The 26,238-nt window shown below is 36.3% G+C and carries 33 protein-coding genes; 13 read left to right on the top strand and 20 right to left on the bottom strand.

The features are described from left to right. Positions 1–63: 63 nt before the first annotated feature. Positions 64–306 (bottom strand): DUF2584 domain-containing protein, encoded by a 243-nt coding sequence (locus LT143_RS06565; protein ID WP_246941422.1) that lies wholly within the window; start codon positions 304–306, stop codon positions 64–66. A gap of 13 nt (positions 307–319) precedes the next feature. Further along, positions 320–1,102, bottom strand: coding sequence for an alpha/beta hydrolase family protein (locus LT143_RS06570; RefSeq protein WP_246941424.1), 783 nt, complete (start codon positions 1,100–1,102; stop codon positions 320–322). 167 nt (positions 1,103–1,269) lie between these two features. On the opposite strand from LT143_RS06570, the gene LT143_RS06575 reads away from it, so the two are divergent. Genes LT143_RS06575 through LT143_RS06585 form a run of 3 tightly spaced genes read left to right on the top strand, consistent with a single transcriptional unit; the run spans position 1,270 to position 3,785 of the window. Next, the gene (locus LT143_RS06575; protein WP_418909808.1) at positions 1,270–2,208 is read left to right on the top strand and encodes an ABC transporter substrate-binding protein; all 939 of its coding nucleotides are present in this window, start codon (positions 1,270–1,272) and stop codon (positions 2,206–2,208) included. A 13-nt stretch (positions 2,209–2,221) separates the two neighbouring features. Further along, positions 2,222–2,989: an ABC transporter ATP-binding protein gene (locus LT143_RS06580; protein WP_246941428.1), complete on the top strand. Its 768-nt coding sequence runs from the start codon at positions 2,222–2,224 to the stop codon at positions 2,987–2,989. After that, a complete protein-coding gene (locus LT143_RS06585; RefSeq protein WP_246941430.1) occupies positions 2,979–3,785 on the top strand; it encodes an ABC transporter permease in 807 nt (268 codons plus the stop codon). Before LT143_RS06580 ends, LT143_RS06585 begins: the two co-directional genes overlap by 11 nt. A gap of 74 nt (positions 3,786–3,859) precedes the next feature. On the opposite strand, the gene ytkD is transcribed toward LT143_RS06585, so the two are convergent. The 3 genes from ytkD to LT143_RS06600 form a co-directional block, all read right to left on the bottom strand. Beyond that, the gene (ytkD, locus tag LT143_RS06590; RefSeq protein WP_246941548.1) at positions 3,860–4,342 is read right to left on the bottom strand and encodes an RNA deprotection pyrophosphohydrolase; all 483 of its coding nucleotides are present in this window, start codon (positions 4,340–4,342) and stop codon (positions 3,860–3,862) included. Between the two features lie 341 nt (positions 4,343–4,683). Continuing rightward, positions 4,684–5,004, bottom strand: coding sequence for a hydrolase (locus LT143_RS06595; protein ID WP_246941432.1), 321 nt, complete (start codon positions 5,002–5,004; stop codon positions 4,684–4,686). A 64-nt stretch (positions 5,005–5,068) separates the two neighbouring features. Beyond that, positions 5,069–5,467, bottom strand: a complete 399-nt coding sequence (locus LT143_RS06600; protein WP_246941435.1) for a phage holin family protein — start codon at positions 5,465–5,467, stop codon at positions 5,069–5,071. Positions 5,468–5,670: 203 nt separating this feature from the next. Here LT143_RS06600 and LT143_RS06605 point away from each other — a divergent pair, with 203 nt between their 5' ends. Further along, entirely contained in the window at positions 5,671–5,928 is a 258-nt protein-coding gene (locus tag LT143_RS06605) for a DUF6154 family protein (protein ID WP_246941437.1), read from the top strand. A 659-nt stretch (positions 5,929–6,587) separates the two neighbouring features. Here LT143_RS06605 and ltaE read toward each other — a convergent pair. The 3 genes from ltaE to LT143_RS06620 form a co-directional block, all read right to left on the bottom strand. After that, positions 6,588–7,622 carry a low-specificity L-threonine aldolase gene (gene ltaE, locus LT143_RS06610; RefSeq protein WP_246941439.1) on the bottom strand — a complete coding sequence of 345 codons (1,035 nt, stop codon included), beginning with the start codon at positions 7,620–7,622 and terminating at the stop codon, positions 6,588–6,590. A 177-nt stretch (positions 7,623–7,799) separates the two neighbouring features. After that, positions 7,800–9,032, bottom strand: coding sequence for an ATP-binding protein (locus tag LT143_RS06615; protein WP_246941441.1), 1,233 nt, complete (start codon positions 9,030–9,032; stop codon positions 7,800–7,802). A 190-nt stretch (positions 9,033–9,222) separates the two neighbouring features. Next, positions 9,223–9,663 (bottom strand): Dps family protein, encoded by a 441-nt coding sequence (locus tag LT143_RS06620; protein WP_246941443.1) that lies wholly within the window; start codon positions 9,661–9,663, stop codon positions 9,223–9,225. Between the two features lie 175 nt (positions 9,664–9,838). Here LT143_RS06620 and ytzI point away from each other — a divergent pair, with 175 nt between their 5' ends. The 4 genes from ytzI to LT143_RS06640 all read left to right on the top strand — a co-directional run bounded on the left by ytzI (position 9,839) and on the right by LT143_RS06640 (position 12,259). Further along, on the top strand, positions 9,839–10,018 hold the full coding sequence (ytzI, locus tag LT143_RS06625) for a YtzI protein (RefSeq protein ID WP_246941445.1): 180 nt from the start codon (positions 9,839–9,841) through the stop codon (positions 10,016–10,018). After that, positions 10,015–11,469 carry an amidase family protein gene (locus tag LT143_RS06630; protein ID WP_246941447.1) on the top strand — a complete coding sequence of 485 codons (1,455 nt, stop codon included), beginning with the start codon at positions 10,015–10,017 and terminating at the stop codon, positions 11,467–11,469. The genes ytzI and LT143_RS06630 overlap by 4 nt, the downstream gene beginning before the upstream one ends. Positions 11,470–11,603: 134 nt before the next feature. After that, complete coding sequence (locus tag LT143_RS06635; protein ID WP_246941450.1) at positions 11,604–11,810, top strand: helix-turn-helix transcriptional regulator; 207 nt, start codon at positions 11,604–11,606, stop codon at positions 11,808–11,810. Further along, entirely contained in the window at positions 11,807–12,259 is a 453-nt protein-coding gene (locus LT143_RS06640) for a hypothetical protein (RefSeq protein WP_246941452.1), read from the top strand. Before LT143_RS06635 ends, LT143_RS06640 begins: the two co-directional genes overlap by 4 nt. Before the next feature lie 269 nt (positions 12,260–12,528). Here LT143_RS06640 and LT143_RS06645 read toward each other — a convergent pair whose 3' ends face one another. The 3 genes from LT143_RS06645 to LT143_RS06655 all read right to left on the bottom strand — a co-directional run bounded on the left by LT143_RS06645 (position 12,529) and on the right by LT143_RS06655 (position 15,203). Then, entirely contained in the window at positions 12,529–13,476 is a 948-nt protein-coding gene (locus LT143_RS06645; RefSeq protein WP_272495700.1) for a TIGR03943 family putative permease subunit, read from the bottom strand. Between the two features lie 15 nt (positions 13,477–13,491). After that, a complete protein-coding gene (locus tag LT143_RS06650; protein ID WP_246941456.1) occupies positions 13,492–14,499 on the bottom strand; it encodes a permease in 1,008 nt (335 codons plus the stop codon). Between the two features lie 368 nt (positions 14,500–14,867). Then, positions 14,868–15,203: a winged helix-turn-helix transcriptional regulator gene (locus LT143_RS06655; RefSeq protein ID WP_246941459.1), complete on the bottom strand. Its 336-nt coding sequence runs from the start codon at positions 15,201–15,203 to the stop codon at positions 14,868–14,870. Between the two features lie 140 nt (positions 15,204–15,343). Here LT143_RS06655 and LT143_RS06660 point away from each other — a divergent pair, with 140 nt between their 5' ends. Then, complete coding sequence (locus LT143_RS06660; protein WP_246941461.1) at positions 15,344–15,838, top strand: lactoylglutathione lyase family protein; 495 nt, start codon at positions 15,344–15,346, stop codon at positions 15,836–15,838. A 194-nt stretch (positions 15,839–16,032) separates the two neighbouring features. Here the strand turns inward: LT143_RS06660 and LT143_RS06665 are convergent, their stop codons facing one another. The 4 genes from LT143_RS06665 to LT143_RS06680 all read right to left on the bottom strand — a co-directional run bounded on the left by LT143_RS06665 (position 16,033) and on the right by LT143_RS06680 (position 19,278). Further along, on the bottom strand, positions 16,033–16,623 hold the full coding sequence (locus tag LT143_RS06665; RefSeq protein ID WP_272495701.1) for a DUF2441 domain-containing protein: 591 nt from the start codon (positions 16,621–16,623) through the stop codon (positions 16,033–16,035). A 158-nt stretch (positions 16,624–16,781) separates the two neighbouring features. Next, positions 16,782–16,970, bottom strand: a complete 189-nt coding sequence (locus LT143_RS06670) for a hypothetical protein (RefSeq protein WP_246941463.1) — start codon at positions 16,968–16,970, stop codon at positions 16,782–16,784. Positions 16,971–17,405: 435 nt separating this feature from the next. Then, entirely contained in the window at positions 17,406–18,434 is a 1,029-nt protein-coding gene (locus LT143_RS06675) for a two-component system sensor histidine kinase NtrB (RefSeq protein WP_246941466.1), read from the bottom strand. Positions 18,435–18,804: 370 nt separating this feature from the next. Beyond that, on the bottom strand, positions 18,805–19,278 hold the full coding sequence (locus tag LT143_RS06680; protein ID WP_246941468.1) for an S-ribosylhomocysteine lyase: 474 nt from the start codon (positions 19,276–19,278) through the stop codon (positions 18,805–18,807). A 113-nt stretch (positions 19,279–19,391) separates the two neighbouring features. Between LT143_RS06680 and yidD the strand changes: the two genes are divergently transcribed. From yidD to LT143_RS06695, 3 genes are all read left to right on the top strand, one after another. Continuing rightward, positions 19,392–19,616 carry a membrane protein insertion efficiency factor YidD gene (yidD, locus tag LT143_RS06685; RefSeq protein WP_246941470.1) on the top strand — a complete coding sequence of 75 codons (225 nt, stop codon included), beginning with the start codon at positions 19,392–19,394 and terminating at the stop codon, positions 19,614–19,616. Between the two features lie 109 nt (positions 19,617–19,725). Further along, the gene (locus LT143_RS06690) at positions 19,726–20,907 is read left to right on the top strand and encodes a GTP-binding protein (RefSeq protein ID WP_246941472.1); all 1,182 of its coding nucleotides are present in this window, start codon (positions 19,726–19,728) and stop codon (positions 20,905–20,907) included. A gap of 92 nt (positions 20,908–20,999) precedes the next feature. After that, complete coding sequence (locus tag LT143_RS06695) at positions 21,000–22,076, top strand: metal ABC transporter solute-binding protein, Zn/Mn family (protein ID WP_246941474.1); 1,077 nt, start codon at positions 21,000–21,002, stop codon at positions 22,074–22,076. 129 nt (positions 22,077–22,205) lie between these two features. On the opposite strand, the gene LT143_RS06700 is transcribed toward LT143_RS06695, so the two are convergent. From LT143_RS06700 to LT143_RS06710, 3 genes are all read right to left on the bottom strand, one after another. Then, positions 22,206–22,364, bottom strand: a complete 159-nt coding sequence (locus LT143_RS06700) for a DUF1540 domain-containing protein (protein WP_246941477.1) — start codon at positions 22,362–22,364, stop codon at positions 22,206–22,208. 163 nt (positions 22,365–22,527) lie between these two features. Continuing rightward, the gene (locus LT143_RS06705; protein WP_246941479.1) at positions 22,528–23,151 is read right to left on the bottom strand and encodes a hypothetical protein; all 624 of its coding nucleotides are present in this window, start codon (positions 23,149–23,151) and stop codon (positions 22,528–22,530) included. Between the two features lies 1 nt (position 23,152). Then, positions 23,153–23,443 (bottom strand): DUF2325 domain-containing protein, encoded by a 291-nt coding sequence (locus LT143_RS06710; protein WP_246941481.1) that lies wholly within the window; start codon positions 23,441–23,443, stop codon positions 23,153–23,155. 172 nt (positions 23,444–23,615) lie between these two features. Here LT143_RS06710 and LT143_RS06715 point away from each other — a divergent pair, with 172 nt between their 5' ends. Beyond that, on the top strand, positions 23,616–23,774 hold the full coding sequence (locus tag LT143_RS06715) for a hypothetical protein (RefSeq protein ID WP_246941483.1): 159 nt from the start codon (positions 23,616–23,618) through the stop codon (positions 23,772–23,774). A 64-nt stretch (positions 23,775–23,838) separates the two neighbouring features. On the opposite strand, the gene LT143_RS06720 is transcribed toward LT143_RS06715, so the two are convergent. Further along, complete coding sequence (locus tag LT143_RS06720; protein ID WP_246941485.1) at positions 23,839–25,320, bottom strand: o-succinylbenzoate--CoA ligase; 1,482 nt, start codon at positions 25,318–25,320, stop codon at positions 23,839–23,841. A gap of 69 nt (positions 25,321–25,389) precedes the next feature. Next, on the bottom strand, positions 25,390–26,208 hold the full coding sequence (gene menB / locus LT143_RS06725; protein WP_246941552.1) for a 1,4-dihydroxy-2-naphthoyl-CoA synthase: 819 nt from the start codon (positions 26,206–26,208) through the stop codon (positions 25,390–25,392). Positions 26,209–26,238 lie beyond the last annotated feature (30 nt).

Consider the following 26,238-nt stretch of genomic DNA (forward strand, 5'->3'; position numbering starts at 1 on the left):
TCATGTAAAAAAACAGCAACTCTCGACGGTTGCTGTTTTTTATACAAAACTAATGTAACTTATTTAATTAGTAGAATTGAGCGAGATTAACTCGTACACAATAACCGTTTGTTCATTTTCTAGTTCTACTTTTTTAATAATCCCCGTTCCATTTGGATCAGAATCCTTCGTTTTTCTCACTTCCAACGGAATATCTAAAGGATATAAACGGTAGCCAGCCTTCGTTAAGGTAAATAGATTTCCGCTTACTCTTTCTTCTAAACCTTTTGTCACAATCATCGTGTTTAATTCAAAGGGCATCCCCATTGTTTATCTCCTCCTATTGCTGTTGTTTCATCCAACTCGTTAAATCTTGTACTACTTTTCGATTCACCTTGGGTGGAAAATAATGTGTATATTCATCAAAGTACCATGAATCCACCTTTTTTCCAAGTTCCTTTAACCTTTTTTCAAGTCGAAAGGAGTGTTCAATCGTGACATTCTGATCCTTTCTGCCATGGATAATGAGGACAGGAGCTTGAATTTTTTCAATATAAAACAATGGTGTTCTAGACGCATATTGTTCCGGTACCTTATTAGGTGACCCTCCAATTACTCGTTTCATCATTCTTCTAAGATCAATTCGTTCTTTGTAAGTCAGAGCCATATCAGTGACCCCTCCCCAAGATACAATTGATTTGACTGTAGAATCAATGATCCCAGTAAATAACGCCATAACTCCACCTCTAGAAAATCCAAAGACATGGATTCTTTCAGGATTCACTTTTTTGTGTTGCTTAAGTAAAGTTAAGGCAGCAAGCGCATCGTTTCGATCTTCACCAGCGAAATCTTCATTGCCCTCTCCTCCCTGATTTCCCCTATAAAAAGGAGCCATAACGACAAATCCTTCTGATGCAAACTGCACAATTCTTCCAATTCGAACCATTCCTACATTTTTGATTCCGCCTCTTAAATAGAGGAATCCATCATATTCACCTTCTTCTTTCGGGGCAGCAAGAAGTCCTTTTATCTTTAATCCCTGACATAAATATGTAACGATATATAGCTCTATTTTGGAACTTGGTGAAGGAAACCTTTGTTTATCAATAATCGTCCCATCCACGTTGTGTCCCTCCTTTCTTAAATTTCTTGTAGGCATTCACACATTTTTGTCACCAACATATTGTATGGGTAAGTAATTACTTATTCATTTATTTATAGGAGGTAACCATGATGCGGTACATTAAGACATTTAGTATATTCATCGTATCAATAATATTTATACTAGGCATGAGTGCCTGCGGTCAAAGCGATGTTCAAAAAGTGAGAGTTGGTGAAGTGACCCACTCGATCTTCTACGCTCCTCAATATGTTGCCCTAACTGAAGGATTTTTTGAAGAAGAAGGATTGGAAGTTGAGCTTCAAGGAACATTTGGTGGCGACAAGACCATGACAGCTCTCTTATCCGATGGGATAGACATTGCACTTGTCGGTTCAGAAACATCCATTTACGTGTATGCCCAAGGTGCAACAGATCCAGTTATCAATTTCGCACAATTGACACAAACCGATGGTACATTCCTTGTATCTCGTGAAAAAATTGATAACTTCTCATGGGATCAACTAAAGGGAAGTACCTTCTTAGGCCAACGAAAAGGCGGTATGCCTCAAATGGTTGGTGAATTTGTTCTTAAGAAAAACGGAATTAATCCACAACAGGATTTAGAATTAATTCAAAACATTGAGTTTGCTAATATTGCTAATGCCTTTGCATCTGGTACGGGTGACTTTGTCCAGTTATTTGAACCAACTGCTAGTATCTTTGAACAAGAAGGCAAAGGACATATCATTGCTTCATTCGGTAAAGAATCCGGTCATGTTCCTTATACGACATTTATGACTAAACAAAGCTACCTTGATGAAAACAAAGAAACTATTGAAAAATTTACACGAGCAATCTATAAAGCTCAGCAATGGGTGGAGTCACACTCAGCGAAAGAAATTGCTGAATCCATCTCCCCTCAATTTGAGGATACCCCAATTGAGCTAATTGAAACAGTAGTGGCCCGTTACAAGGAGCAAGGTTCATTTGCCACAAATCCTATTTTAGATCAGGAAGAATGGCAAAACTTACAAAACATTATGGATGAAGCAGGTGAACTACCAACTAAGGTGGAGCATGGTGTCCTTGTGAATACTGACATTGCGGAAAGCATCATCTCAGAATAAAGGAGATGAGAATATGAGCTTCTTATCAATAAAAAATATTCATCACACTTATTTTACAAAAGAAACGACGACAACAGCTCTAGAAGACATTTCCCTTTCGATAGAGGAAGGAGAGTTTATCTCCTTTCTCGGCCCTAGTGGCTGTGGAAAAACAACTCTTCTTTCGATAATTGCTGGATTGATTCCACCGACTGAAGGTGAAATTAACATAGATGGTAAGAAAGTAACAAAGCCCGAATCAACAATCGGGTATATGCTTCAACAGGATTATTTATTTCCCTGGAAGACGATAGAAGAAAATACTCTGTTAGGTCCTCTTATCACTAAAACAAAAAATAATCAAAAAAGAGAGTCCGCTCGCAGGCTTTTAAGAGAAATGGACTTACTTGATGTTGAAAACTTATATCCAAGTCAATTATCTGGAGGCATGCGTCAACGTGTGGCTCTCGTGAGAACATTAATAAATGAGCCTAAAATTTTGCTCCTTGATGAACCATTTTCAGCGTTAGATTACCAGACTAAGTTAAAGCTAGAGAATTTAGTTTCTACCACATTAAAGAACTTTAATAAAACGGCTTTACTTGTCACACATGATATCGGAGAAGCCATTGCGATGAGTGATCGTATATTTTTATTAGCTGCCAACCCAGGACGCATTGCTAAGACCTTCTTAGTTCCTCAAGAACTTAGAGAAGAAAAGCCCTTTGATGCAAGGCAGCATCCATCCTATTCAAAGCTATTTCAAGCGATTTGGAAGGAGCTGGAGTCTCTTGAAAATTGAACAAGATGTCCATACACTACATCAGCAGTATTTATATAAATTAAAAAAAGAAAAGCACTGGGTCCGGTTTTATCAACTTCTCATTTTCGTTATGTTTTTTGGTCTGTGGGAGTTCTCAAGTCGGTTAAATTGGATTGATCCGTTATTGTTCAGCAGTCCTAGCAAAATTTTTGATTTACTGCTAACTAAAATTTCGGACGGTACTCTCTTAACACATACATCAATTACCCTATTCGAAACAGTGTTAGGGTTTATTATTGGTACGGCTTTAGGAACATTTATGGCAGCAATCCTTTGGTGGTCACCGATTATTTCTAAAGTTTTGGATCCCTATTTAGTCATTTTAAATGCCCTTCCGAAGGTAGCACTAGGTCCCATTTTAATCGTGGCACTTGGTCCAAATTTTGGCTCTATTATCGCGATGGGAGCTATTATTTCTGTTATTATTACCACCATTGTTATCTACACCTCTTTTAAAGAGGTTGATCCTAATTATGTAAAAGTCCTACGCACCTTTGGGGCAACAAGAGGACAGTGCTTTAAGGAGGCGATTCTACCCGCTTCGTTTCCAGCTATCATATCTACCCTTAAGGTTAACGTTGGCCTATCTTGGGTAGGTGTCATCGTTGGGGAATTTCTTGTGTCCTCGAAAGGTTTAGGATACATGATTATATATGGTTTTCAGGTATTCAACTTCACGTTAGTTTTACTAAGTTTATTATTAATTGCGTTCTTTGCAACGATTATGTATCAAGGTATTGAATGGTTAGAAAAGAAGTTAATCCGGCATCATTAGCCCTGTAGTCTTCGGAAGGTGAACGCCCTTCACCTTCTCAAGATGAATCAAAAGAAAGTAAAAAGCACCTGATTTTACCAGGTGACTGTTCTTACATATTGTTTAATATACTCTAAGCTGTGACGTAACACATCGTCTTTCATAATGAAGCTAAATCGTCCATCTAAAGAGACGTCATCAGGTAAAAATGGGAGAAGCACAGGACCATTTGTCTCAAAATACGTACTTTGCTTTTCAATTGTACGTACTTCTGCAAAATAAATATTTTTAATAATGACTTTTTCTTTTCCTGCTACCTTATACTGTCCGATGTATCTTAAAGAATGAACAATACCGCCTGTCTCTTCCTTTACTTCGCGGATCGCAGCCTCATCTGGACTTTCCCCTTTTTCTACCTTCCCCCCTGGAAATTCAAGTCCCCTTCTTGAATGAGAGGTTAATAACCATTGGTCCATATAACGACAAATAACCCAAACATGTTTGGGATTTTTAGAGTAAGGATGATCCTGAAAAGAAAGAAGCACTTTATTTTTGTAATGATCTATAAAGGTAAACATATATCGATCTCCATCTTTTGCATTTGTTACGATAATATCATAAGCCGTAGATTGAAGCACACCTAAAGATTTTCAGTGAGAAAGACCTGGCACGGGCCAGGTCTCTTATGAAGGCTGGTTTCGTATAGATTGTTGCTTTCGTAAAAATCGCAAAAGCCGGATTTTTACTTGGTAGTACAGTGTCTCTTCTTGAAAATTAGAGAGTTGCTCTTTTCTAACCTAAAAAATCCGTTTAATTATTTTAAATACTGTGAAATTGCTTAAATATAAGATTGAAAAGGCAACAATATTTTAGAAAAGAGCCATTTGTTAAAAGCTACATCACCCTTTATCAAAAAGGATTAATCGTTCTGCTTTTGATCGAGGAACCCTTGATCTTCAATGAATTTTTTTGTTTCCTGATCTCCTAATTGATAAATAAATTGATACACCTTCTGCATCGTTGCATCATAGGCATCATTCGTTGGATCATGGTGATATTCAATATAAGGCGTATGCGCTCGATAAAAACCTTGCCAATCTGTAGAATATATTTGATCAAAGTACTCACGAAGCTGAACGATTTCATCTTCTGTAGCTTCAATTTTGTAGTTCCAAGGCGAAGCCGTTCTAATTTGTGAGATTTCACCGTTTGCTAAAGAAATATAGTACGTTTTTTTCACTTTACATCAGCTCCTTACAGGTTTACCTTTGATTATTTTCTCTCAAGAGTAGCTGTAATATTCTTTACTTCTTTTTAGACTTAGATTTAAAGAGCTGAATGACTTTAATTAAGAAGACGGGTATCGGTAATCCCACCCTTTTCGCATTCTCAATGATTGATATTATTTCATTCATAATATAAAAAATGACTGTCGCATCTCGAACAAGGTGGTTTACCCCAATAACCATGTCAATCATATGAGCAACAGATACCAATGCAAAAATTAAAAGCTTCTGAGCAATTCCTTTGAACCCAATACGACTACTAAGCTTTTTCTCAATCGCTGCTGCTATGACACCTGTTGTATAATCAAGCATAATCATAAAGGTTAACACGGTTAGTAAAGAATTCCAGCCGCCAAATAAATATGAGGATACTGAGCCTGCCACGGATACAAACATTATCATGGAGTATTCCTTCAAGATATCCTCCCTCCTTTTCCCGAGTACGGGCTTGTTCTATTGGAATGCCCGAAATAGCAAACTGACAATTACACAAAGATTTAGCGCATCTCAGACAAGTCCATACCATATACTATTCGAAATAGGGAAAATGGGAAGGGTATTTATCCTAGGGTTTGTGCATTGTATTAGATAAGAAACTTAACAAAGAGGGTGAAAGGATTATGAAACTGGTAGATGAATTATATGAAATGTATAAACACCATTTCACAGGGGATGAAGAAGATATTGATATCATCGCATTTTCTGTACTAGAGCAACTCAATCGAAAAAATATGTTTAACCTCCTTAACGAACTAGAGGATCAAGAACTATACGACCTCGTAGGTCTATACCTCATAGAAGGACTCAAAGGAAAACTAGCCAAAGAAGGCCTCCTACCTATGAAAGAAGCCAACCAAGAAAAAAGGACCATACATTAACCGATATGCTAAAGCGGCTCGCTTAGGCCCGACAAGCAAATGTTCCTGGGACAAAGAAAAGGTGGGGTTTCCTTTTATTTGTCCCAGGGTTATTTGACTCGAGGGCCTAGCCGCTGAAGCTAGACATACCGAAAAGCTGAAGCGGCTTGCTTAGGCCCGACAAGCAAATGTTCCTGGGACAAAGAAAAGGTGGGTTTCCTTTTATTTGGCACAGGGTTATTTGACTCGAGGGCCTAGCCGCTGAAGCTAGACAAAACCGAAAAGCTGAAGCGCCCTGCTTAGCCCTGACAAGCAAATGTTCTGACCAGAAGAAAAGGGTGGGCTTTCCCTTTGCTTCTGGTCAGGTTATTTGACTCGAAGGGCTGGGCGCTGAAGCTAGACAAACCGAAAAGCTGAAGCGGCTCGTTCAGGCCTGACAAGCAAATGTTCCTGGGCCAAAGAAAAGGTGGGCTTTCCTTTTATTTGGCCCAGGGTTATTTGACTCGAGGCCAACGATCATACCAACTACACCTCAAAAATTGGCTTTTGTGCAATTCCCCTCGAGTTCTGTGCAATTCGGTCCCATATCTCAATAACTTACTTATAAATACTAATGAAATAGGCTTTTCCCAACCAAAAAAGAGAGGTGCTAGTCCTCTCCCTCCTAAAAACCTATTATATTACGCGTAAACACTAAATAATTTAGACATTTTTGAGATTACTTGGTCGATTTGCTCAGTCGTTACATCATAATGTGTGGTGAAGCGAATCATTGATGGACCAAATGCCACCGCTAGTATACCTTCTCCCTTTAACTTTTCAAGAAACTCAGTAGCAGGTATGTTAAGTTTCTGGATATCCACTAATACGATATTCGTATCAACATGATTTACGACAGTAAGTGCAGAAATGTTGGAAATACCTTCTTCAAGACGTTTAGCATTCGCATGGTCTTCACTTAGTCGATCCACCATCTCCGTCAAAGCAATATAACCTGGTGCCGCAATTACACCCGCTTGACGCAAACCTCCCCCTAAACGTTTACGCCACTTCCTTGCTCTCCGAATAAAATCCTTATCTCCTGCAAGAATAGATCCAACTGGAGAACCTAGCCCCTTAGATAAACATATTTGAACAGTTGTCGTGTATTTGGTGAATTCTGAAACAGGCTGATTTAGCGCGACTGCTGCGTTAAATAAACGTGCTCCATCCAAATGTACGGGGATCTTATATCGTGTAGAAATTTCATAAATAGCTTTCATATTATCAAGCGGTACAATAGCGCCCCCCGCTCGGTTATGTGTGTTTTCAAGGCAAATTAAAGAAGTTTCAGGTACATGAATGTCCTCTCCCCGGATCGCTGCTTCCACATGTGCTGGATTCATGGCCCCTCTATTTCCTTTAATGGTTCTTGGTTGTACACCTGCAAAAGCAGAAATCGCAGCTGCTTCATAATAAAATAGGTGAGACTCTTCTTCTAAGATAATTTCGTTTCCTGGCTGGCAATGAGTTAATACCGCAATCTGATTACCTTGCGTTCCACTCGTCACAAACAGTGCCGCTTCTTTACCAAGAACTTCAGCCGCCTTTTCCTCTAACTTGTTAATCGTCGGGTCTTCCCCATACACATCATCGCCGAGTTCCGCCTCATAACTCGCCTTTCTCATCTTTTCTGTTGGTTTCGTTACTGTATCACTACGTAAATCAATGACCATTTTCTCAGCTCCTCTAAACGCATCTTTTAAGAAATATTATATCATGCTCCATATATTTCAGGTTACGAAATATATGGGAACTCCAAGATTTTTTAGTCTATTAAAGTCACTTCATTTTACTAATAGAACGAAAAAATCCTCACTTCGTATGAGAAGTAAGGATAGTATTGGACTTTTTCATCCACTTTTTAACATGGGTTGCGTCACTGTCGGCATAATAATCTCAATTGTTGTACCTTGATTTACTTTACTTTCTATGAATATTCGACCTTCATGACTCTCTATGATCTTAAAACAAGTCATTAGGCCTAGGCCTGTCCCCTTTTCTTTAGTGGTATAAAACGGCTCCCCTAACGAAGATATGCGCTCCTCAGGTATACCCTTACCTTGATCCACAATACTTATAGAGACTTTACCTTCTTCTTTTTCCATAATTGATACATTAATTTCCCCGCCGTTTGGCATCGCTTCAATTGAATTTTTTAGAAGGTTAATAAATACCTGCTTCACTTGATTTTTCTCACAGTTGACTAAAGTTAGTTCTGTATCATATGAGGTGTGAATCTCAATATTGTTTAGAATAGATTGAGTACTAATTAACGTGACAACCTCAGTCATTAACCCCTTAATATCTTGCTCCTTGTATATTGTAGCACTTGGTTTAGCGAGAATTAAAAATTCTCCTAATATAGAGTCTATACGATCTAACTCTGAGAATACGATGTTAAAATGTTTCTCTTCCAGAGGATGAGTTTTTAAAAGTTGTATAAATCCTTTAATTGAAGTAAGCGGATTCCGTATTTCATGCGCGATTCCTGCTGCCATTTGCCCTACAATCGCAAGCTTTTCCGATTTCTGCAGAAGACGCTCGGTTTCTTCTTTTCGGGTGGTTATATCTTTTCCTATTGTTAGCAACGCCTGTTTCTCACCAAAATTAATAGACAATGAGGATTCCTCAAAGAAAAAAGAGGACTGATCTAAACGTCTTAATTTGTATGAGCAGCTGTGAATAGGATGTTTTTCTTTCTTCGCTTGCCTCAATCGCTCTTTAAAACGTTCTTTATATTCTTTGTCGATATAATTAAGGATTGACTCTCCAATTAACTGTTCCTTTTCCTGAGCTCCCATTAGATGAACCGCAGCCTTATTTATATAGATAATGGTATGTTTCTCATGGATAAATACCGCTTCAGGTAAAGAGTCAAGTAACTGCTTGTAGCTTTCTACATTCGCATTGGCTTTTTTTTCATAATATCTAGCTTTATCGAATTGCCAGCCAACTAGCCAAGCAATCGTTGTAAAAATAAAGAAATCTATAGTAAAAAAGTCATCATGTCCAACAAATTTTTGATAGGAAGTAAATATAATAGAAATAAGGACCAACACAATTTGACCGGAATAATTTATCATCTCTATACCTCTTACTCATATACTTTTAGATATATTTTACCATAACTCATTTTAAACCTGTGATAAATTTCCTAACAACGCCGTTCCCTTTAAAAAAAGTCCTATAAGAGCTCAGTAAGTAGGCGGAATTAAACGCTCTCGTAAAAAACGGCATAAAAATAGGCCCAGAGATAACTCTGAACCTTAATTATTACTTACCAAGAAACGAGGTTAGCATCCAAACATGCTTTTCTAAACTTTGGTGGATTGCTAAAAGCATATCGCCGGTTGTTTCATCTCCAACCTCTTCTGCTAGACTCATTCCTTCCTTTAACTCACCAATCATCGTGTTAAAGTCATCTACAATCGACTGAACCATTTGGTTTGCATCTTCTTGACCCGTTGCTTCACTTACAGAAGATTGTTCTAGAATCTCTCTCATCGTCGCGACTGGCGTACCGTCGATTGCTAGTAGGCGTTCTGCCAACTCATCAATGTGGACAGCTGCTTCTGTATATAGCTCCTCAAATTTATCATGTAATGTAAAGAATTGTGGACCTTTTACAAACCAATGGAAGTTATGTAACTTTACATAAAGTACATTCCAATTGGCTACTTGTCCGTTTACTAGTGTTGTTAATTTATTTCCCATCCTAACACTCCTCTTTTCTTTTTCTACTCTCATAAATTCCCCATAACTCTTCCTTATAAACATATTTTTGGGATGAACCTTTTTAATATGTTTTTTACCGAACATTTATTGAATCTAGTTATCATACCATTCAGAATCATTGCATGATAAAATATAGGCATGAGGAGGTGCCTGAGTGTATACAGTTCTTATCATTTCAATAATTGTCGTGATTATTGTATTACTCCTTAGTATTTTAACCATTAACAAAGGCTATGCTTACAAGCAGACCGTTGATCAGCTAGAGAATAATCCTTATTTACATGACCAAGATGTGAATCATGAACAGGAAAGAGCGGAGGAACAAGACAGATGAGAAACCCAAGACTTGCTAAATTACAAGAGGAATGGCTAGTAGAAGTAACCATTGATCAAATTCAAGAAGCAATGGAAAGTGGAGACGTGACGGCAAAAGATCTAGTATTACTTTATTTAAATAGAATTGCTACTTACAATAAACATATTAACGCCGTGCTTGAAGTAAACCCAGACGCTCTGCAAATTGCAGAAGCATTAGACCATGAACGTAACATTAGTGGACCTCGTGGGCCCTTACACGGCGTTCCAGTATTATTAAAAGACAATATAGATACAGGTGACAAATTACATACAAGCGCTGGCTCCTTAGCGTTAAAAGATCATTATGCGTTAGAGGATGCCACTGTTGCTCAATTACTTCGTGAAGCAGGAGCCATTATTCTAGGAAAAGTAAATATGACAGAATGGGCCAATTTTATGGCTGAAAATATGCCAACAGGCTACAGTTCACGCGGAGGACAAGTATTAAATCCATATGGACCAGGAACTTTTGAAGTTGGAGGTTCTAGTGCAGGTTCTGGATCTTCCATAGCAGCTAACTTTGCAGCAGTTGCAATCGGAACTGAAACATCTGGCTCCATTTTAAGCCCAGCGAGCCGCAATTCACTTGTCGGAATTAAACCAACCATTGGCCTAGTAAGTCGTACAGGCATTATCCCTATAGCACATACTCAAGATACAGCAGGGCCGATGACAAGAACAGTAAAAGACGCTGCCATCCTTTTAACGGTTATTACAGCTGCAGATGAAACCGATCCTGTTACACTTAAGAATCCAATTGAGTATGATTATACGGAATTCCTTATGGAAGATGGCCTTCAAGGTAAACGTATAGGAATTGCTAGAGATGTATTCCAATATTTATCTGAAGAAGAAAAAATGAGAATGGAAGAAGCCATTAACGTGTTAAAAGAATTAGGTGCAACTGTAGTTGATCCTGTTACCATTCCATCTAGCAAGGAAAACTGGGACTACAATGTCCTCGTGTACGAATTCAAAACAGACCTTAATGCCTATCTTCGAAATGTTGAACCAAACCTTGGTATTCAGTCGTTAGCGGATGTCATTCGTTTTAACGAAGAACATGCTGAACAAACATTAAAATATGGTCAAAAGATCATGCTAGAATCTGAAAATACAAGTGGTACGTTAACCGAAGCTGAATACTTACAAAGCTTAGAAAAGGACCAATACTTATCGACAGAACAAGGAATTGATGCGGTTCTTGAAGAGCATGATCTAGATGCGATCGTTTTCCCTAACAATTTTGGTGCAGGCATACCGGCGAAGGCTGGATATCCATCTGTGACAGTACCGGCTGGCTATTCATCTGATAACGGTCCTGTGGGCATCACGTTTACTGGAACAGCCTTCAGTGAGCCAACTCTTATTCAAATGGCTTATGCTTTTGAGCAAAAAACAAAACTTCGTGTTCCACCAACTTTATAATATAAAAAACGGGTACTTTTCTGAAAAAGAGAAGTACCTTTTTTACACTTTATATGTAAGGTTTACTTTACACAAAATCCAACCTTTGATAAATTACTTGTAAGGTTTACTTTACATAGAGAGGGAAAGCGAAATTGAAAAACAAAGTAAAGGAATTAAGAGAACAGCAAGGATTAACACAAGCCCAACTAGGCGAAAAGGTTGGTGTTTCTCGTCAAGCCATAAATGCTATTGAAAAGAATAAATTTGATCCATCTATATGGTTGGCGTATGATTTAGCCCTTTTTTTTAATATGTCTATTGAGGAGTTATTTGACTTTAAGGAGAGTGAAAGAAAGTGAATCTATTAAAACACCCTATCGTAACTATATGGTTTATTGGTTTTATGTCAGCCATCTATTCATTTATTTTTATTTTTACTGCAGGTCATATGGAATTCGTCAGTTTACTTTCGCATGGGGAAACATTAAACTCTACTCTCTGGAATGGTTGGTCTGATTTTATTAAAGCTGGAAACATGAAGACGATTGGATACGTAATCATCGGTTTAACTGTCTTAATTATCTTTATTACGATCCTTAAAAGAAGAAAAGAGTACGACGAATTCCAAGTTAGTATTCTATCGAAAAGTCTATTAGTTGCTGGTACCTTATCTATTTTAATGATCCCTTTTATCATGGTTTTACTACTAAGTGATTCTAACTATGGAGTTGAAATCATGTTCCTATTTGCCACCGTACAGTGGGTCAGTGTTTTATGTACATATTTGATTTATGTAATTAAATATTAAATTGTAGAGGTGGTTACATATGACGTTTATTAAATATCTAACTCTATTTTCTTGGGCCGTTCTCTTTCTTTATTTTTTTGATAGGCTATTACCTAAGAATCTTCTTTTATCAATAGCTGGTGGGATCATACTCTTATTTAGCTCATTATTGATACTAAGATTATTTGAAATTAGGAAAATACGTTAATGTTACCTAATAATGAAATTTTAAAAGGCCTAAGTTTTTTTACTCAGGCCTTTTGTCGTCTTTTCTATTAGGTTTTTATAAGCTAATTATCATACGTCTCATAGATATAAGGTTGCTCTGGCTTCTCAATCAGTTCAATTTCTTCTATCTGTAAATAAGGGAGAATCCAATCATTATACTCGGTCTTCGATAAAGTTCCTGTTACTTTTACCCATTGATCGTTGTCAAGATCTTTTACCACCGAACCGGTTGATAAAGTTCCATATACAGATGAGTCCGCTACGCAACACGATAAACCAAATCTAGCAATGACCATCTGGTCTTCAGTAAAATCCTCTTCCCTGAAAACGAAGCCGATCACTTCCATTTTTTTACCAACGAACTTATCAGGATTCATATCAAGAATATTCATCGTTTGAATGTAAGTGTCTTCTTGCACCACGATTGTATCCATTGCTAAAAGCTTCTCTTCTAATGCCTCATAAAAACCTTCAGGTGGTGCTTGTATTTGAAATCCTTCTGGGTGTTCTAATGGCACATCGCCTGATATTTCGTTTCCATCAATTCCATATAGTTCTTCTAGTTCTGCCACGTACTCTTCAGGATCATTTAGGTAGTCTAGAACCTTGTCCTCATTTACCTCGGCTTTTACTTGAGGATTATTGCCGGTAAAGCCACGCTTAGCAGCTACTGATGAATCAATTGTCGCTTCAGCAAATAAAAAGCCTGTGACGACTGGAATGATAAAAATGGAGTAAATGATGGTTGATTTTACTATATTCGTAGATTGCCCGTGATCAACTCCACAATCACAATAGAGCTCTTCTTCATCTTTAGAGCCACTTCTCCATACCTGAATGATACCAAGTATAAGGAAGGTGATGATGGCAAAATACATAAATGGCATCATTTTAGGAGCAATAAAATTAAAAATATTCCCAGTTAATGTTAATTTTAGGGCTAATAATGAAAAACCGATCAAGATAATTCCCCTGATAAAAAGGTGGAAGCTGTAGTCTCTATTTCCCATTTCAATCACCTCACACTACATAATGGCCTGGTATAACAGGATAAAGCAGTATACAGATACTGTAATGACAACAATTAAACCAAAGACAAATCGTGCTCTAAAGAAGGCAAACAACATAATTGTATTCTTTAAATCTAGCATTGGTCCATAAACTAGGAAAGCAAGTATAGCTCCGATAGAGAATGTATTTCCAAAAGTAGCAGCAACAAATGCATCCGCTTCTGAACATAATGATAATACATAAGCAAACGCCATCATCACAGCCGGAGCAGCTGTCTCACTCGACCCTAAGTCTAGCAGTACATCACGGTCAAGAAATGTCTGAAATAAACTTGCTACAAAGGCTCCAACGATCAGATATTTACCCATTTCAAAAAACTCGTCACTAGCATGATATAAGGTAGATTTAAATCGATTCTTCACTTTAGGAACTTCAGGCTGAAGACCTAGCAATTCATCTCTTGACCATCTTAATTGATTCGAATTTTGATACAATAAATAAATGATTAATCCAATAAAAATTGATAGAACAAATGCTAGTCCCATTCTGCCATACACAACATCTAAATTCCCTCTAAAGGCATAATAAGTGGACGCAAGAACAATTGGATTCAGCACTGGAGCACCGACTAATAATACCACACCAACATGTAGAGGCATCCCCTTTTTAATCAACCTTCTGACAACAGGAACAATCGCACATTCACAAATAGGAAATACCACGGCCAACAGGGCAGCAGGAACCAAAGCAACGATTGCATTCTTAGGGATAAACCGCTGGATAGTTTCCTCCGACACGTACGTTTGAATTAATGCTGAAAAGAAAACTCCTAATAATATAAACGGTATTGCTTCTAACACAATACTGATAAAGATTGTATTCACATTGAGCCAAGAGCCCGGAACTGAAAGACTCATAGGATCAAATCCTAATAAATCCATAACGAAAAATAAAAATAGAAACAAAGCAATCAGACCAAAGCCAACCATGTCTTTTATAAGTGTTAATCCTTGATTGTTCATCTCATTCTCCTAACCTAGTAATCTTTTAAGAGTATAACATAGATTTATTTACTAGACTCTTACACTTTAATGACAAATTATATGGCTTGTCTCTCTCATATATGTCTCTCATTTAATATACTTTTTGCAAGTGAGGGTAGATGCAGGTAGCCTTTCATTCCACGGCTCAAGAAGCAAAAAAATAGAGCCTTAAATAGGAGTCTAAAATAAAAAATTACCAAGTGATTAAACAGTTCCGATACTGTATAGGAATGTAATTAATTAAAAAATACTCTATAAGCTTATTTGCCACATTTTCTATTTCCTCAAAATCAGGTCAAATTTCTTACGATTATTCCCACTCCGTCTTTTCGTTAATGCTCTTAAATTTAAAAATCCTCTCCATGTTCTTTACCCCATGTATGCATAAGTTTTAAGATAGGCATTAGCGTGTTTCCTTTACCAGTTATAGAATATTCGACTTTCGGTGGTACTGTAATATACTGAATTCGTTTAATTAAGTGATCTTCTTCAAGTTCTTTTAATTGTTTTGTCATTACTTTATGGCTTACACCAGGAAGCAAATTACGTATTTCACTATACCTTAACGTACCGTCAATACCTAAGTGCCATAAAATCACACTCTTCCATTTATTTCCTATTTTTGTTAATGTATATTCAATTGAACATTTTAATTTTCCTGTACTATCTATTGGAGTATCCATTCAAATATTCAGTCCTTTCTTACCTTTTGGTTAGTTTCTCACAAAAAAGTGCGTTCTTCCATAAATAAAAATTCCAAAATATAATATCAGTGTGTTTGTTAGTAAACACTAAATCAATAAATCATGGAGGAATATAAATTATGTTCACATTTCCTAAAACATTTTCTCATATTGGTCTCTCAGTACCTAACTTAGATCAAGCTGTTAAATTTTATACTGAAGTGCTTGGTTGGTATGTTATTATGGAGCCATCTGAAGTAGAAAATGATGACACACCTATTGGTCAAATGTGTAGAGATGTATTTGGAGAAAACTGGGATAAATTTAGGATAGCACATTTAGCAACAGGTGATAAAATCGGCGTAGAATTGTTTGAGTTTCCAGAAAACGAAACACCTAAAAATAACTTTGAATACTGGAAAACAGGTATTTTCCATTTCTGTATTCAAGATCCAGACATTGAAGGTCTCGTAGAAAAAATTAAGCAACACGGTGGTAAACAGAGGATGCCTATTAGAGAATATTATCCAGGAGAAAAACCATATAAAATGGTTTACGTTGAAGATCCGTTTGGAAATATTTTTGAAATTTACACTCATAGTTATGAACTAACTTATTCAAAAGGTGCATATTAACAAAGGCTCTCTATACGAAAACAGCCTTAACAAAAGATCTTTTTACACCAGCAAAATCTTCTGCTGGTGTTTCTTTTTCATTCAACCACTTTAACACCACCAAGCTCGAAACATGTTATTAAATTAAATTTCTATTTAGTACAAGAAGCGACTGCCCTTGTCCCAGCAATAGTTGAATTGAATTTCCCAGCCCTTTATCTTGAGAAATCATTAATAATTTCTATTACTTCAATTTCTCCGTTAATTAAAAGCTCTGGAAGCTCGTTCATAACATTGCCTCTCCAGTATTCTCTGGCTTGTTCAATTTTTTTAGAGAAAGGAATCCCATCTTCTTTAGGTAGGAGATTTCCATCACCTTCAAAATAATTTCCATTAACTCGAAGTTTTACAATCTGCAAAACCTTCCGATTATAAGAATCAAATATTTCTTTCCATTTCAATGCATCTTCATAGGTTTTAGCAGCATATAAGCAAGACATTCTTGAAGGATATTGAGGGAACTCTTGAAGTCTCACCATCTCTACCAATACTTCTCTAATTGCTCTGATCGTTTGACCAGCATACTTGATCACTACATCTGCATTTTCTTTATTTAGCTTCAAGCCTTCATCTGTATATTGACTATATAAAATTCGAAAAAAATCCTCGCCTTTAGAGTTCATTTGTTCCTTTTCAAAAAAGAAATTATATAAGGTATTCTTTTGGTTCCTATCAAAAAAGATTTTTTGACCAAGATTCATTTTATTTTTAGTTACTATATGATAAACATACAATTGTTTCTCCATTATAATCTCCATGAGTATCTATTTATTTTTCTCTTAAACTCTACTGCCCCGTTTGTTATACATGTTAGAAGATTTCGTAACAATTCCTCGACCTTGAAAATAGTAGCCGTCAAGAAATGAACAACTTGTTTCGCCCCTAAGTTAAATTTTCTTATTAATTACCACCAATTTGTATGGTTTGAATTAGGTGGATTATGCTTTTGAGTTTCATCCTTAATTGACTCCATACCATCTTTAGCTTTCTTGTCGCTGATTCGTTTATAACGGTTGGTTTTTTTATCTAATAAGTAGCCGAACAACAGTATTGCTATAACCAAAAATCCGACAACACTCCATACCAGGACCATTACTTTCCCCCTTGTTTTTAATTAACTTATTTAAACAACTTTTCTGTATATCCCTGTTTTACTGATCTTTCTCTTTAGTACAATAATGACTTAAAATCTAAAACCAATTAAAAACGCAACTCCAAGCAAAATCACAATTATACCACTCAAGAAGAATAACCAACTCTCGAACACTAACAACACTATAAAATGTAACATATAAGATAAGCGCGTTCTATTTTCATATTTGCTTAGATCTTGTCTAATTACTTCAACGTGGTAATAATAACCAAATAATAGTATACCAACCCCTATCATACATATTGGTAATCCTGTCAGAATGTTTGATATCATTGTTTATTTTCCTCATAACTTAACTTTCAGGTTAATATATTGTAAAACTTAGCAAAAGCCATCTCCTTCTTGAAGATGGCTTTTGTATAACTATGTAATGATTTATTTTATAAAACGAATGTTGAAAGTAGTACCATCATCACTTGTATTAAAATCTATCTTAGCGTTATTCCTCTGTGCAATTGAATAACAAATAGATAAACCTAAACCCGTACCGTTCTCTTTACTAGTAACAAAAGGGTTGGGTATGTCATGAATTAAGTTATCCGGTATTCCACTACCTTCATCTTTAATACAAAGGATAACGGCCCCTTCTTCTTTATATGTTATAACCGAAACTGACTTTCCCTCTCCCATAGCATCTAAAGAATTATTAATCATATTTAGTAATAGTTGTCGTATCTCATTCTGATCAACCATAATATTTGTTATGTTTCCTAATTCTAACTTGATAATTTTCCCTTCCTTTAAGGCTCTTGTTTCAAGTAAGGGATATATGGAAGTTATTAGTTGATTTATAGAAGAATTCTTTACGATTCTCGCTCTATTTTTAGCCAAACTCAAAAACTCACCTATAATATTATTTACTCGGTCTATTTCCTCGATCATTAATTTGACATGAGAATCATAGTTTTCTAAGTTTCTATCCTTGGACATAATTTGTAAAAACCCTTTAACAGTGGTCATAGGATTTCTAACTTCATGCGCCACTCCCGCTGCCATTTCACCGATTAGTTTTAGCTTATCAAAATATCTTTCTTCTTTTTCCTTTTCTTTAATACTTGTAATATCACTGAAAATACATAACAAACCATCTTTATTTGGAAAGACTTTTACTTCGACGAGACGGTTTGTATATAAGGTCGTCACTTCAAAAGTTTGCAGTTCCTGTTCTCCATACGCTTTATTATATAGGTGAAAAAGCTTTGTATCTACATATTCAGGCAAGACATCCCAAAGACACTTTCCTAATAGTTCTGCTTTCGGTTTTTCTATTACCTTTTCAGCTGCTAGATTAATAAATTCAAACTCCATTCTTGAATTTAAAAAATAACAACCCTCTTTTATATTATTCAATACTTCTGCCATACTTACATTTGTATGAAATGCTTTATTTTCAATAAAAATCACAACTTTTCTTATTCACCTAGCATTGGGTAAATGGATTTTGTTACTTTAGATATTTCGACAAATGAAATAAAATACCTTTTTTTCTATTAAGATAGCTAATTAAAATGTAATTCGGACTCAGAAAATTAATTCCTTACCATCCCCACAAACGCTCCATAAAATGATGATATTGTGGCTCGAGTAAAGAAATAACGACTTCCTTCTTACACTATCCTACACCTTTTGTGTAGGAACTAAACCTTCTTACAAAAAAAATAGCACCCTTATTTACACGGATGACAACTATTGTCAAAATGTTAATTGGATGCTATTAACTATTCTATTTTAAAATTGTTATCTAAATAAAGCGTTGTTATAACGATGATCTATATTATCCGAATACTTTATGAAGATCCTCTTTTGATTGTTGTAACCAGAAATTCATTAATCGCTTAGCACCTTCTAAATCATGAAGCTTTGCTTGCCCACATTGTTTTTCAGTCGCAGCAGGAACTTCTACTGTTTCAACAGCTTCTTTCATTGTATCTTCTAACATGTCGATAATTTCAGATACTGTTGGATTTCCACTTACAACTAAATAAAATCCAGTTTGACAACCCATTGGAGAAACGTCAATAATATCAAAGTGGTCATATTTTTCTGAGTGCTTACGAATGTTAAACGCTAGAAGATGCTCAAGTGTATGGATGGCATCTGGCTTCATTGCTTGTTTATTAGGTTGGCAAAAGCGGATATCAAATTTATTTACTTCACCGTCGCTACCTACTTTATGAACACCACAATGTCTCACATATGGTGCAACTACTGCATCGTGATCTAATTCAAAACTTTCAACTGATGGCATAAATTTCACTCCTTAGAATCTTTCTATTCTTATCATAACGCGAAATGCTTCTTTTTTCACTAATTTAGATTGGAATACTTTGAATTAATGCATGTAATTTTCTGGAGGTACTTATGGTACAAAAACTATTTCTTCTTATCATACGCTTTTACCAAAGATTTATTTCCCCTCTTACCCCTCCTAGCTGCCGATTCTATCCGACATGTTCTCATTATGGGCTCGAATCCATTCAGCGATTTGGAGCAGCAAAAGGAGGCTGGTTAACGATTAAAAGAATTTGTAAGTGCCATCCTTTTCACCCTGGTGGCATTGATCCCGTTCCCCAAAAGAAAGAGTAAAACTTGATTACTTATAATCAAGTTTTTTTATTTTCCCTCTTGTCAGACAAGCATGGATTCGTTTATGATTTAAATCGTAATAATTACGTTTTATAAAAAGGAGAAAAAAATGAATAAAATACCAGTAACTGTTTTAAGTGGATACCTAGGAGCAGGCAAAACTACATTACTTAATCATATCTTACACAATCGTTCCGGTCTAAAAGTTGCCGTCATTGTTAATGATATGAGTGAAATAAATATTGATGCCTCTCTTGTAAAGAAAGGTGGGTTTTCACGAACAGAAGAAAAACTTGTTGAAATGCAAAATGGTTGTATATGCTGCACACTACGTGAAGATTTAATGATAGAAGTTGAAAAACTCGCAAAGCAGGGCGATATCGATTATATAATAATAGAATCTTCAGGAATAAGTGAACCTATTCCGGTTGCTCAAACATTTACTTATATTGATGAAGAACTAGGGATTGATTTAACAGAAATTTGTCGACTTGATACAATGGTGACGGTTGTAGATGGATACCGGTTCTGGAATGACTACACAAGTGGAGAAAGTTTGATAGATCGACAACAAGGAACAGATGAGTTCGATACTAGAGAAGTAGCTGACCTCTTAATTGATCAGATAGAATTTGCTAATGTCCTTATTTTAAATAAGATTGATCTACTCGTCGAGGATAAAGTTAATCAACTACAAGGAGTCTTACGAAAACTAAATCCTCAGGCAAAAATAGTATTAGCTAGTCATTCAAAAGTAGCACTTCATGAAATATTACATACGAATCTATTCGACTTTGAAGAAGCTAGTATGGGAGCAGGCTGGATGAGAGAGCTAAATGAAGAGCATGTACCTGAAACGGAAGAATATGGGATATCATCCTTTGTTTATCGCAAAAGAATTCCTTTCCACCCTGAAAGGCTGAAGAGTTGGCTAGAGAATTGGCCAATTGACATTGTTCGGGCAAAAGGATTTATCTGGCTCTCCTCACAAAATGATGACTCTATTCTCCTTTCTCAAGCTGGTCCTTCTATTATTTTTCAACCAGTCGGGCAATGGGTTGCTGCACTTCCTGAACAGGAACAGCACATGATCCTAAAGGAAGAACCTGAGTTATTAGAGAATTGGGATCCTATCTACGGTGATCGTATCACAGAACTAGTTTTCATTGGGATCCATTTAAATAGAGACCTTGTTGAATCATCATTAAATGAATGTCTTCTTACTGAAAGAGAATTACAGGAAGATTGGAAGTTGCATAAAGATACTTTATTTATGGAAAAAATTTTGTAAAAACTTTTCAGTTCCAAAATCGGAATAATTACGATATAATATTTTTTGGATTTCAAATCGAAACGATTATGATTTATAAGGAAGGGAAAAGTATGAAACAATTATCGCTATATTTTATGCTAATCATTGCATTAAGCTTGGCTTTAGTTGGTTGTAACCAACAGGCCCAAGACGAAACAACAGAACTAACTGAGGATAAGTTAACTATATATACGACTATTTATCCACTTGAATTTTTTGCCTCTCAAATTGGGGGAAACCATGTAGAAGTTGAGAACATCGTACCTCCAGGAGCAGATGGTCATACCTATGAGCCAACTGCAAAGACCATGGTTAAGATTGCAGAAGCAGATGCGTTTATTTACTCAGGTTCCGGAATTGAAGGATTTGCTGATGCCATTAAGGATGCCATGAAAAATGAAGACGTACGAATGGTAGAGGCAGCACACGACATTGAATTAATTGCTCATGGTGTTGAAGAGGAAAAAGGCCATGATGATCATGCAGCGCACGAAGAGGAAGAAGCTCATGATGATCATGCAGAACACGAAGAGGAAGCCCATGATGATCATGCTGAACATGAAGAGGAAGAAACTCATGATGACCATGCAGAACACGCAGATGAAGAAGCGCACGATCATGGTAATTTAGATCCTCATGTTTGGTTAGATCCACTTTTAGCTATTCAACTATCTGAAAATATTCTAAATGTCTTAGTGGAATTAAAACCTGAATCTAAAGACGAATTTCAGAAAAACTTTGATCAACTCAAAGTAGAACTTGAAAAGCTAAATCAGGAATTTACCGAAGCCATTACACAGTCAACAAAAAAAGAAATACTTGTTGCTCATGCTGCCTATGGGTATTGGGAAGCCCGTTATGGGATTGAACAAATTAGTGTTTCTGGACTTTCACCAACAAATGAGCCTTCTCAGCAAGAACTAACCAACATCATTGAAACCGCTAAAGAACACGACATTAATTATGTTCTGTTTGAGCAAAATGTTTCTACTAAAATTGCGGATATTGTCAAAAAGGAAATTAAAGCAGAAGCGTTAACTCTTCACAATTTAGAAACGCTCACTGAAAATGATCTTACAGCTAATGAAGATTATTTCACAATGATGAGAAAAAATCTTGAAACATTAAAGACTGCTTTAAATAACTAGTTTTATGTTTTTGGCAAATTTTTATGGGATTATTGAATAATAATGATAATTATTTTCAATAATATAGATAGAGGACATAATGAACGAGAAAAGAGACAATCACGGTATTGATTGTCTCTTTAGAAAAATTTATACGTCTGTAGGTTCGAATGTTTTACAATCAGTTTCAGAACTACTTTCAGCATTCTTATCTCTGTGGTTCACAACATAAATTTGAGTGGCTCCACATTTTTGTCCGTGCATGTTGTGTACACAACTACTTACTTCACATAATACATCTTGTGCCATTTATCAAACACCTCCTTACCTTTATGTTTAACCATTTAAGGAGAAGCTATACTAGTGAAACTTGATAAAGGCTGTTTGTATAGAAAGTTGTTTTCAGGGTAAAAATCCCAAAAGTAATTTCTCTTTATTTCTTATAAGGTACCAACAAAAAAGCAGTGACCATTCACTGCTTTTTTGTTGTTGTTACTCGGTAAAAAGAACCACTTATTGAACTTTTGCCTACGTTGGCTAAGGTCTGTTTCACATATAAGATGGCTTCATGATACTCACTAATAGGCGAGATTGTCACTTCTCCATTACTTAAGTCAATCAGCTCAATTTCATCAGGAATTTGCGAATACGCTTTTATAGTAAATAGTGAAATCAAGTGTGTGAGTAATTTTTTATCAAACTCATTCCAAACAAATTTTTTTACAACGAAAGATTTCTGCTTCCATTCTCCTAATTCAAGTTGAAGCGATAATTGTATATTAAGTTCTGGTATTGATACTTGGGAGCTATTACGTATAGAGAATAAATGAGTGTGATTGATTCTTCCAATGGATTGCAGTAAATAATTACTAAACTTAGCTAGGGCAATTAGACTTGAAGAAGTACTAAAAAATGCTGGATTCCTTGTGTGTTTGTAGATAGTAGCAAGCAATGTCTCCGTATTACGCTCAGAAAAAGAATGACCTGCATACTCTCTAATAATTTCTTCTACAGTTTGTTGAAAAAGGAGATCCTGCTCTAGTTGGGTAAAAGATCGTCTATCATGGTGTTTATTATGTAGTGACAGTCCGTTCATCTCAGCTTCCTACTTTCAATTCTTGCAGTACACTATACATGGAGCTCCAAGAGCGTTTAACAAAATAGATTGGCTTCTCTTTTTCTTTTGCTTTTTGTTTGATGACTTTTGCTAAGTTATGATTAACATAATCGGTCAAAACAAACACCATATCAATATTTTCTGGTATACCCTTTTTTACTGAATTTACTTTTCTACCATCGATATGATGAATTTCTCCAAACCCAATATTTACTAGCTTTTCAGTAATTAATCCTAAATGATCTGCGCCCACAACCATTAGTGACTTCATTTATTTTTTCCTCCCATGTAATATTATTACCATCATTCTAATTGAGAATGATTATCTTTGTCAAGTTAATTGATAAAAATTATCATTATCAATTAAAACCCTTTTTTATTGCATATTCCTGTTCGCAGATGGACACATTATAGTACGTATTAAAAATGAGGGAGGAATCAACATGGACAGATATCCGATTTATACGGACTCACTAGCTACTGTTTGGCACCATGAGCTTTCACCAAAGGATACATATTATTTTGAAGCAGATGCGCTTGAGTGGGAAGATCAGGATCCATTCGATGAATATAAGGACCAAGGGACATCTTTCTACTTATAAACTGTCTAATACTAAAAGTGACCGAAATAGAAAAAGAAGAGTTCTCCACTCTTCTTTTTTACTGTCAATTTTCATGTATAGGTACTAACTCTAAGAGCTTATGCCGTTGAAGCTTATTCGTTGCATTACGAGGGAGCTCTTGGACAAAATAGAAACTTCTTGGTACTTTATATTTCGCCAATTGATCAAGGCAATATTTTTCTAGTTCTTCATAAGTGAGCTGATCTCCTACAACAAATGCAACCGGCACTTGTCCCCACTTTTCATCTTCAATTCCAATGACACCGGCCTCTTTTACATTCGTATGAGATAATAAAACCCCTTCAATTTCAGCAGGATAGATATTTTCTCCCCCTGAAATGATTAAATCCTTCCTGCGATCTAATACGAATAGGAAGCCCTCTTCATCTAAATAGCCAATATCTCCCGTATACAACCAGCCTTCTTTTATAGACTCTTTCGTCGCTTCCATTCTATTGTAATAACCACTTGTAACAGTAGGTCCCTTCACAACAATCTCTCCTGGTTGAAAGGGCGGCTGCTCTTTCCCCTCATTGATAATTCTCACTTGGGAATGGAACAAAGGTTTACCCGCTGATCCGAGTTTACTTAGACTATATTCAGGTGAAAGTGTTACTAATTGTGAGGCTGTTTCTGTCATCCCATAAGTCTGAAAAACAGGAATGTTTAAGCTTTTACTTTTTTCTAATAAAGACTTAGGTGCTGGTCCTCCTCCTAATAAAACACAGCGAAGAGAATCAGCATAATGTAGGTTTTCGTGTTCAAGGTGTTCTACCATTTGGAAAAGCATCGTACTTACAACTGAAATCATTGAAATATTTTCTTTGATGATCATACGATTGACTATAGAAGGAGAAAATTGTTCTAGAATGACGACTTTCATCCCATAAATTACACTTCTCATCAATATGGATAAACCACTGACATGGAAAAAAGGAACACAGGCTAGCCAACTATCATTCTGATGAATTCCAAGGTTTAGCGCAGACCCTATTGCACTCCAATAGTGATTTCCATACGTATGTAATACCCCTTTAGGACGTCCTGTAGTTCCGGACGTATACATGATGGTATCATACTCCAATAACGAAAACTCTTGTTGTATTTCGGCCTCAGTACAAGGTTCAATATCGTATAAAGCATCAAAGGAGATGATTTGAATGTTGTTCCCATTATCAACCTTTGTCGATAATGAAGATTCAGCAAAAAGATACGTCGCACCTGAGTCTTCTAACTGCCAAGAAATTTCTTGGCTAGTCAGTCTAGTGTTCAGTAATACGGTTATTCCACCCACGTATTTTATCGCATGAATCAGCTCGATCATCTCCATGCTATTATTAGAAAGAAGTCCTACTTTTGTTCCCTTATGAATGCCCAAACTATATAATCTTCTAGCCGTTTGAAGCACTTGGTTATGTAATTCTTCAAAGGTAATTTCACGGTCTCCCACTTTTATCGCAACACGATTTGGAGTTAAGTATGCCCTTTGCATAAGCCAATTAGGTACAACTTGTGTTTCAAACATAATGCGCCTCACTTCCTGTAGGTAGTAGAAAAGCTTGATGGTTAATACCATCAAGCTTTTGCCATAATCTTATGGGAAACGTGGGAATTGCTTAAAGTCCGGAGTACGCTTCTCCTTAAATGCATCTCTACCTTCTTTTGCTTCTTCAGTTGTATAATACAGTAACGTTGCATCTCCAGCGAATTGCTGTAAACCAGCTAACCCGTCAGTATCTGCATTCATCGCAGCTTTTAAGAAGCGGATAGCAGTCGGGCTTTTCTCTAGAATTTCGTTACACCATTGTACAGTCTCAGCTTCTAGTTGATCAAGAGGTACAACTGTATTTACTAATCCCATATCTAGAGCTTCTTGTGCGTTGTATTGACGGCATAAGAACCAAATTTCTCTTGCCTTTTTATGACCAACGATGCGAGCAAGATAGCCAGAACCATACCCCGCATCAAAGCTTCCAACTTTAGGACCAGTTTGTCCAAAAATAGCATTATCAGCAGCAATCGTTAAATCACAAACGACATGTAATACGTGCCCTCCACCAATTGCATAACCAGAAACCATCGCGATAACTGGCTTTGGTATAACACGAATTAAACGCTGAAGGTCTAATACATTCAAGCGAGGTATTTGGTCATCACCAACGTAACCACCATGGCCACGAACTTTTTGGTCTCCACCTGCACAGAATGCTTCGTCACCAGCACCTGCTAATACGATAACTCCAATATTCTCGTCATCGCGCGCATAAGCAAATGCATCAATTAGTTCCATTACTGTCTTAGGGCGGAACGCATTTCTTACTTCAGGACGGTTAATGGTAATCTTAGCAATTCCATTATGTGTTTCATATAAAATGTCTTCATATTTTCTTTCAGCAATCCATTCTACTGTCATGAAAATCCTCCTTCTAGAATCATTATTATG

It is taken from the genome of Bacillus pinisoli (assembly GCF_023036475.1).
Classification (GTDB): domain Bacteria; phylum Bacillota; class Bacilli; order Bacillales; family SA4; genus Bacillus_BS; species Bacillus_BS pinisoli.

Excerpts from the sequence above, each read along its gene's own strand:
- LT143_RS06565 (WP_246941422.1), bottom strand. The coding sequence starts at position 306 with ATGGGGATGCCCTTTGAATTAAACACGATGATTGTGACAAAAGGTTTA.
- LT143_RS06575 (WP_418909808.1), top strand. The coding sequence starts at position 1,270 with ATGAGTGCCTGCGGTCAAAGCGATGTTCAAAAAGTGAGAGTTGGTGAA.
- LT143_RS06580 (WP_246941428.1), top strand. The coding sequence starts at position 2,222 with ATGAGCTTCTTATCAATAAAAAATATTCATCACACTTATTTTACAAAA.
- ytkD (WP_246941548.1), bottom strand. The coding sequence starts at position 4,342 with ATGTTTACCTTTATAGATCATTACAAAAATAAAGTGCTTCTTTCTTTT.
- LT143_RS06605 (WP_246941437.1), top strand. The coding sequence starts at position 5,671 with ATGAAACTGGTAGATGAATTATATGAAATGTATAAACACCATTTCACA.
- ltaE (WP_246941439.1), bottom strand. The coding sequence starts at position 7,622 with ATGGTCATTGATTTACGTAGTGATACAGTAACGAAACCAACAGAAAAG.
- LT143_RS06615 (WP_246941441.1), bottom strand. The coding sequence starts at position 9,032 with ATGATAAATTATTCCGGTCAAATTGTGTTGGTCCTTATTTCTATTATA.
- LT143_RS06620 (WP_246941443.1), bottom strand. The coding sequence starts at position 9,663 with ATGGGAAATAAATTAACAACACTAGTAAACGGACAAGTAGCCAATTGG.
- LT143_RS06630 (WP_246941447.1), top strand. The coding sequence starts at position 10,015 with ATGAGAAACCCAAGACTTGCTAAATTACAAGAGGAATGGCTAGTAGAA.
- LT143_RS06645 (WP_272495700.1), bottom strand. The coding sequence starts at position 13,476 with ATGGGAAATAGAGACTACAGCTTCCACCTTTTTATCAGGGGAATTATC.
- LT143_RS06650 (WP_246941456.1), bottom strand. The coding sequence starts at position 14,499 with ATGAACAATCAAGGATTAACACTTATAAAAGACATGGTTGGCTTTGGT.
- LT143_RS06655 (WP_246941459.1), bottom strand. The coding sequence starts at position 15,203 with ATGGATACTCCAATAGATAGTACAGGAAAATTAAAATGTTCAATTGAA.
- LT143_RS06660 (WP_246941461.1), top strand. The coding sequence starts at position 15,344 with ATGTTCACATTTCCTAAAACATTTTCTCATATTGGTCTCTCAGTACCT.
- LT143_RS06665 (WP_272495701.1), bottom strand. The coding sequence starts at position 16,623 with ATGGAGAAACAATTGTATGTTTATCATATAGTAACTAAAAATAAAATG.
- LT143_RS06670 (WP_246941463.1), bottom strand. The coding sequence starts at position 16,970 with ATGGTCCTGGTATGGAGTGTTGTCGGATTTTTGGTTATAGCAATACTG.
- LT143_RS06680 (WP_246941468.1), bottom strand. The coding sequence starts at position 19,278 with ATGCCATCAGTTGAAAGTTTTGAATTAGATCACGATGCAGTAGTTGCA.
- yidD (WP_246941470.1), top strand. The coding sequence starts at position 19,392 with ATGGTACAAAAACTATTTCTTCTTATCATACGCTTTTACCAAAGATTT.
- LT143_RS06690 (WP_246941472.1), top strand. The coding sequence starts at position 19,726 with ATGAATAAAATACCAGTAACTGTTTTAAGTGGATACCTAGGAGCAGGC.
- LT143_RS06695 (WP_246941474.1), top strand. The coding sequence starts at position 21,000 with ATGAAACAATTATCGCTATATTTTATGCTAATCATTGCATTAAGCTTG.
- LT143_RS06700 (WP_246941477.1), bottom strand. The coding sequence starts at position 22,364 with ATGGCACAAGATGTATTATGTGAAGTAAGTAGTTGTGTACACAACATG.
- LT143_RS06705 (WP_246941479.1), bottom strand. The coding sequence starts at position 23,151 with ATGAACGGACTGTCACTACATAATAAACACCATGATAGACGATCTTTT.
- LT143_RS06710 (WP_246941481.1), bottom strand. The coding sequence starts at position 23,443 with ATGAAGTCACTAATGGTTGTGGGCGCAGATCATTTAGGATTAATTACT.
- LT143_RS06715 (WP_246941483.1), top strand. The coding sequence starts at position 23,616 with ATGGACAGATATCCGATTTATACGGACTCACTAGCTACTGTTTGGCAC.
- LT143_RS06720 (WP_246941485.1), bottom strand. The coding sequence starts at position 25,320 with ATGTTTGAAACACAAGTTGTACCTAATTGGCTTATGCAAAGGGCATAC.
- menB (WP_246941552.1), bottom strand. The coding sequence starts at position 26,208 with ATGACAGTAGAATGGATTGCTGAAAGAAAATATGAAGACATTTTATAT.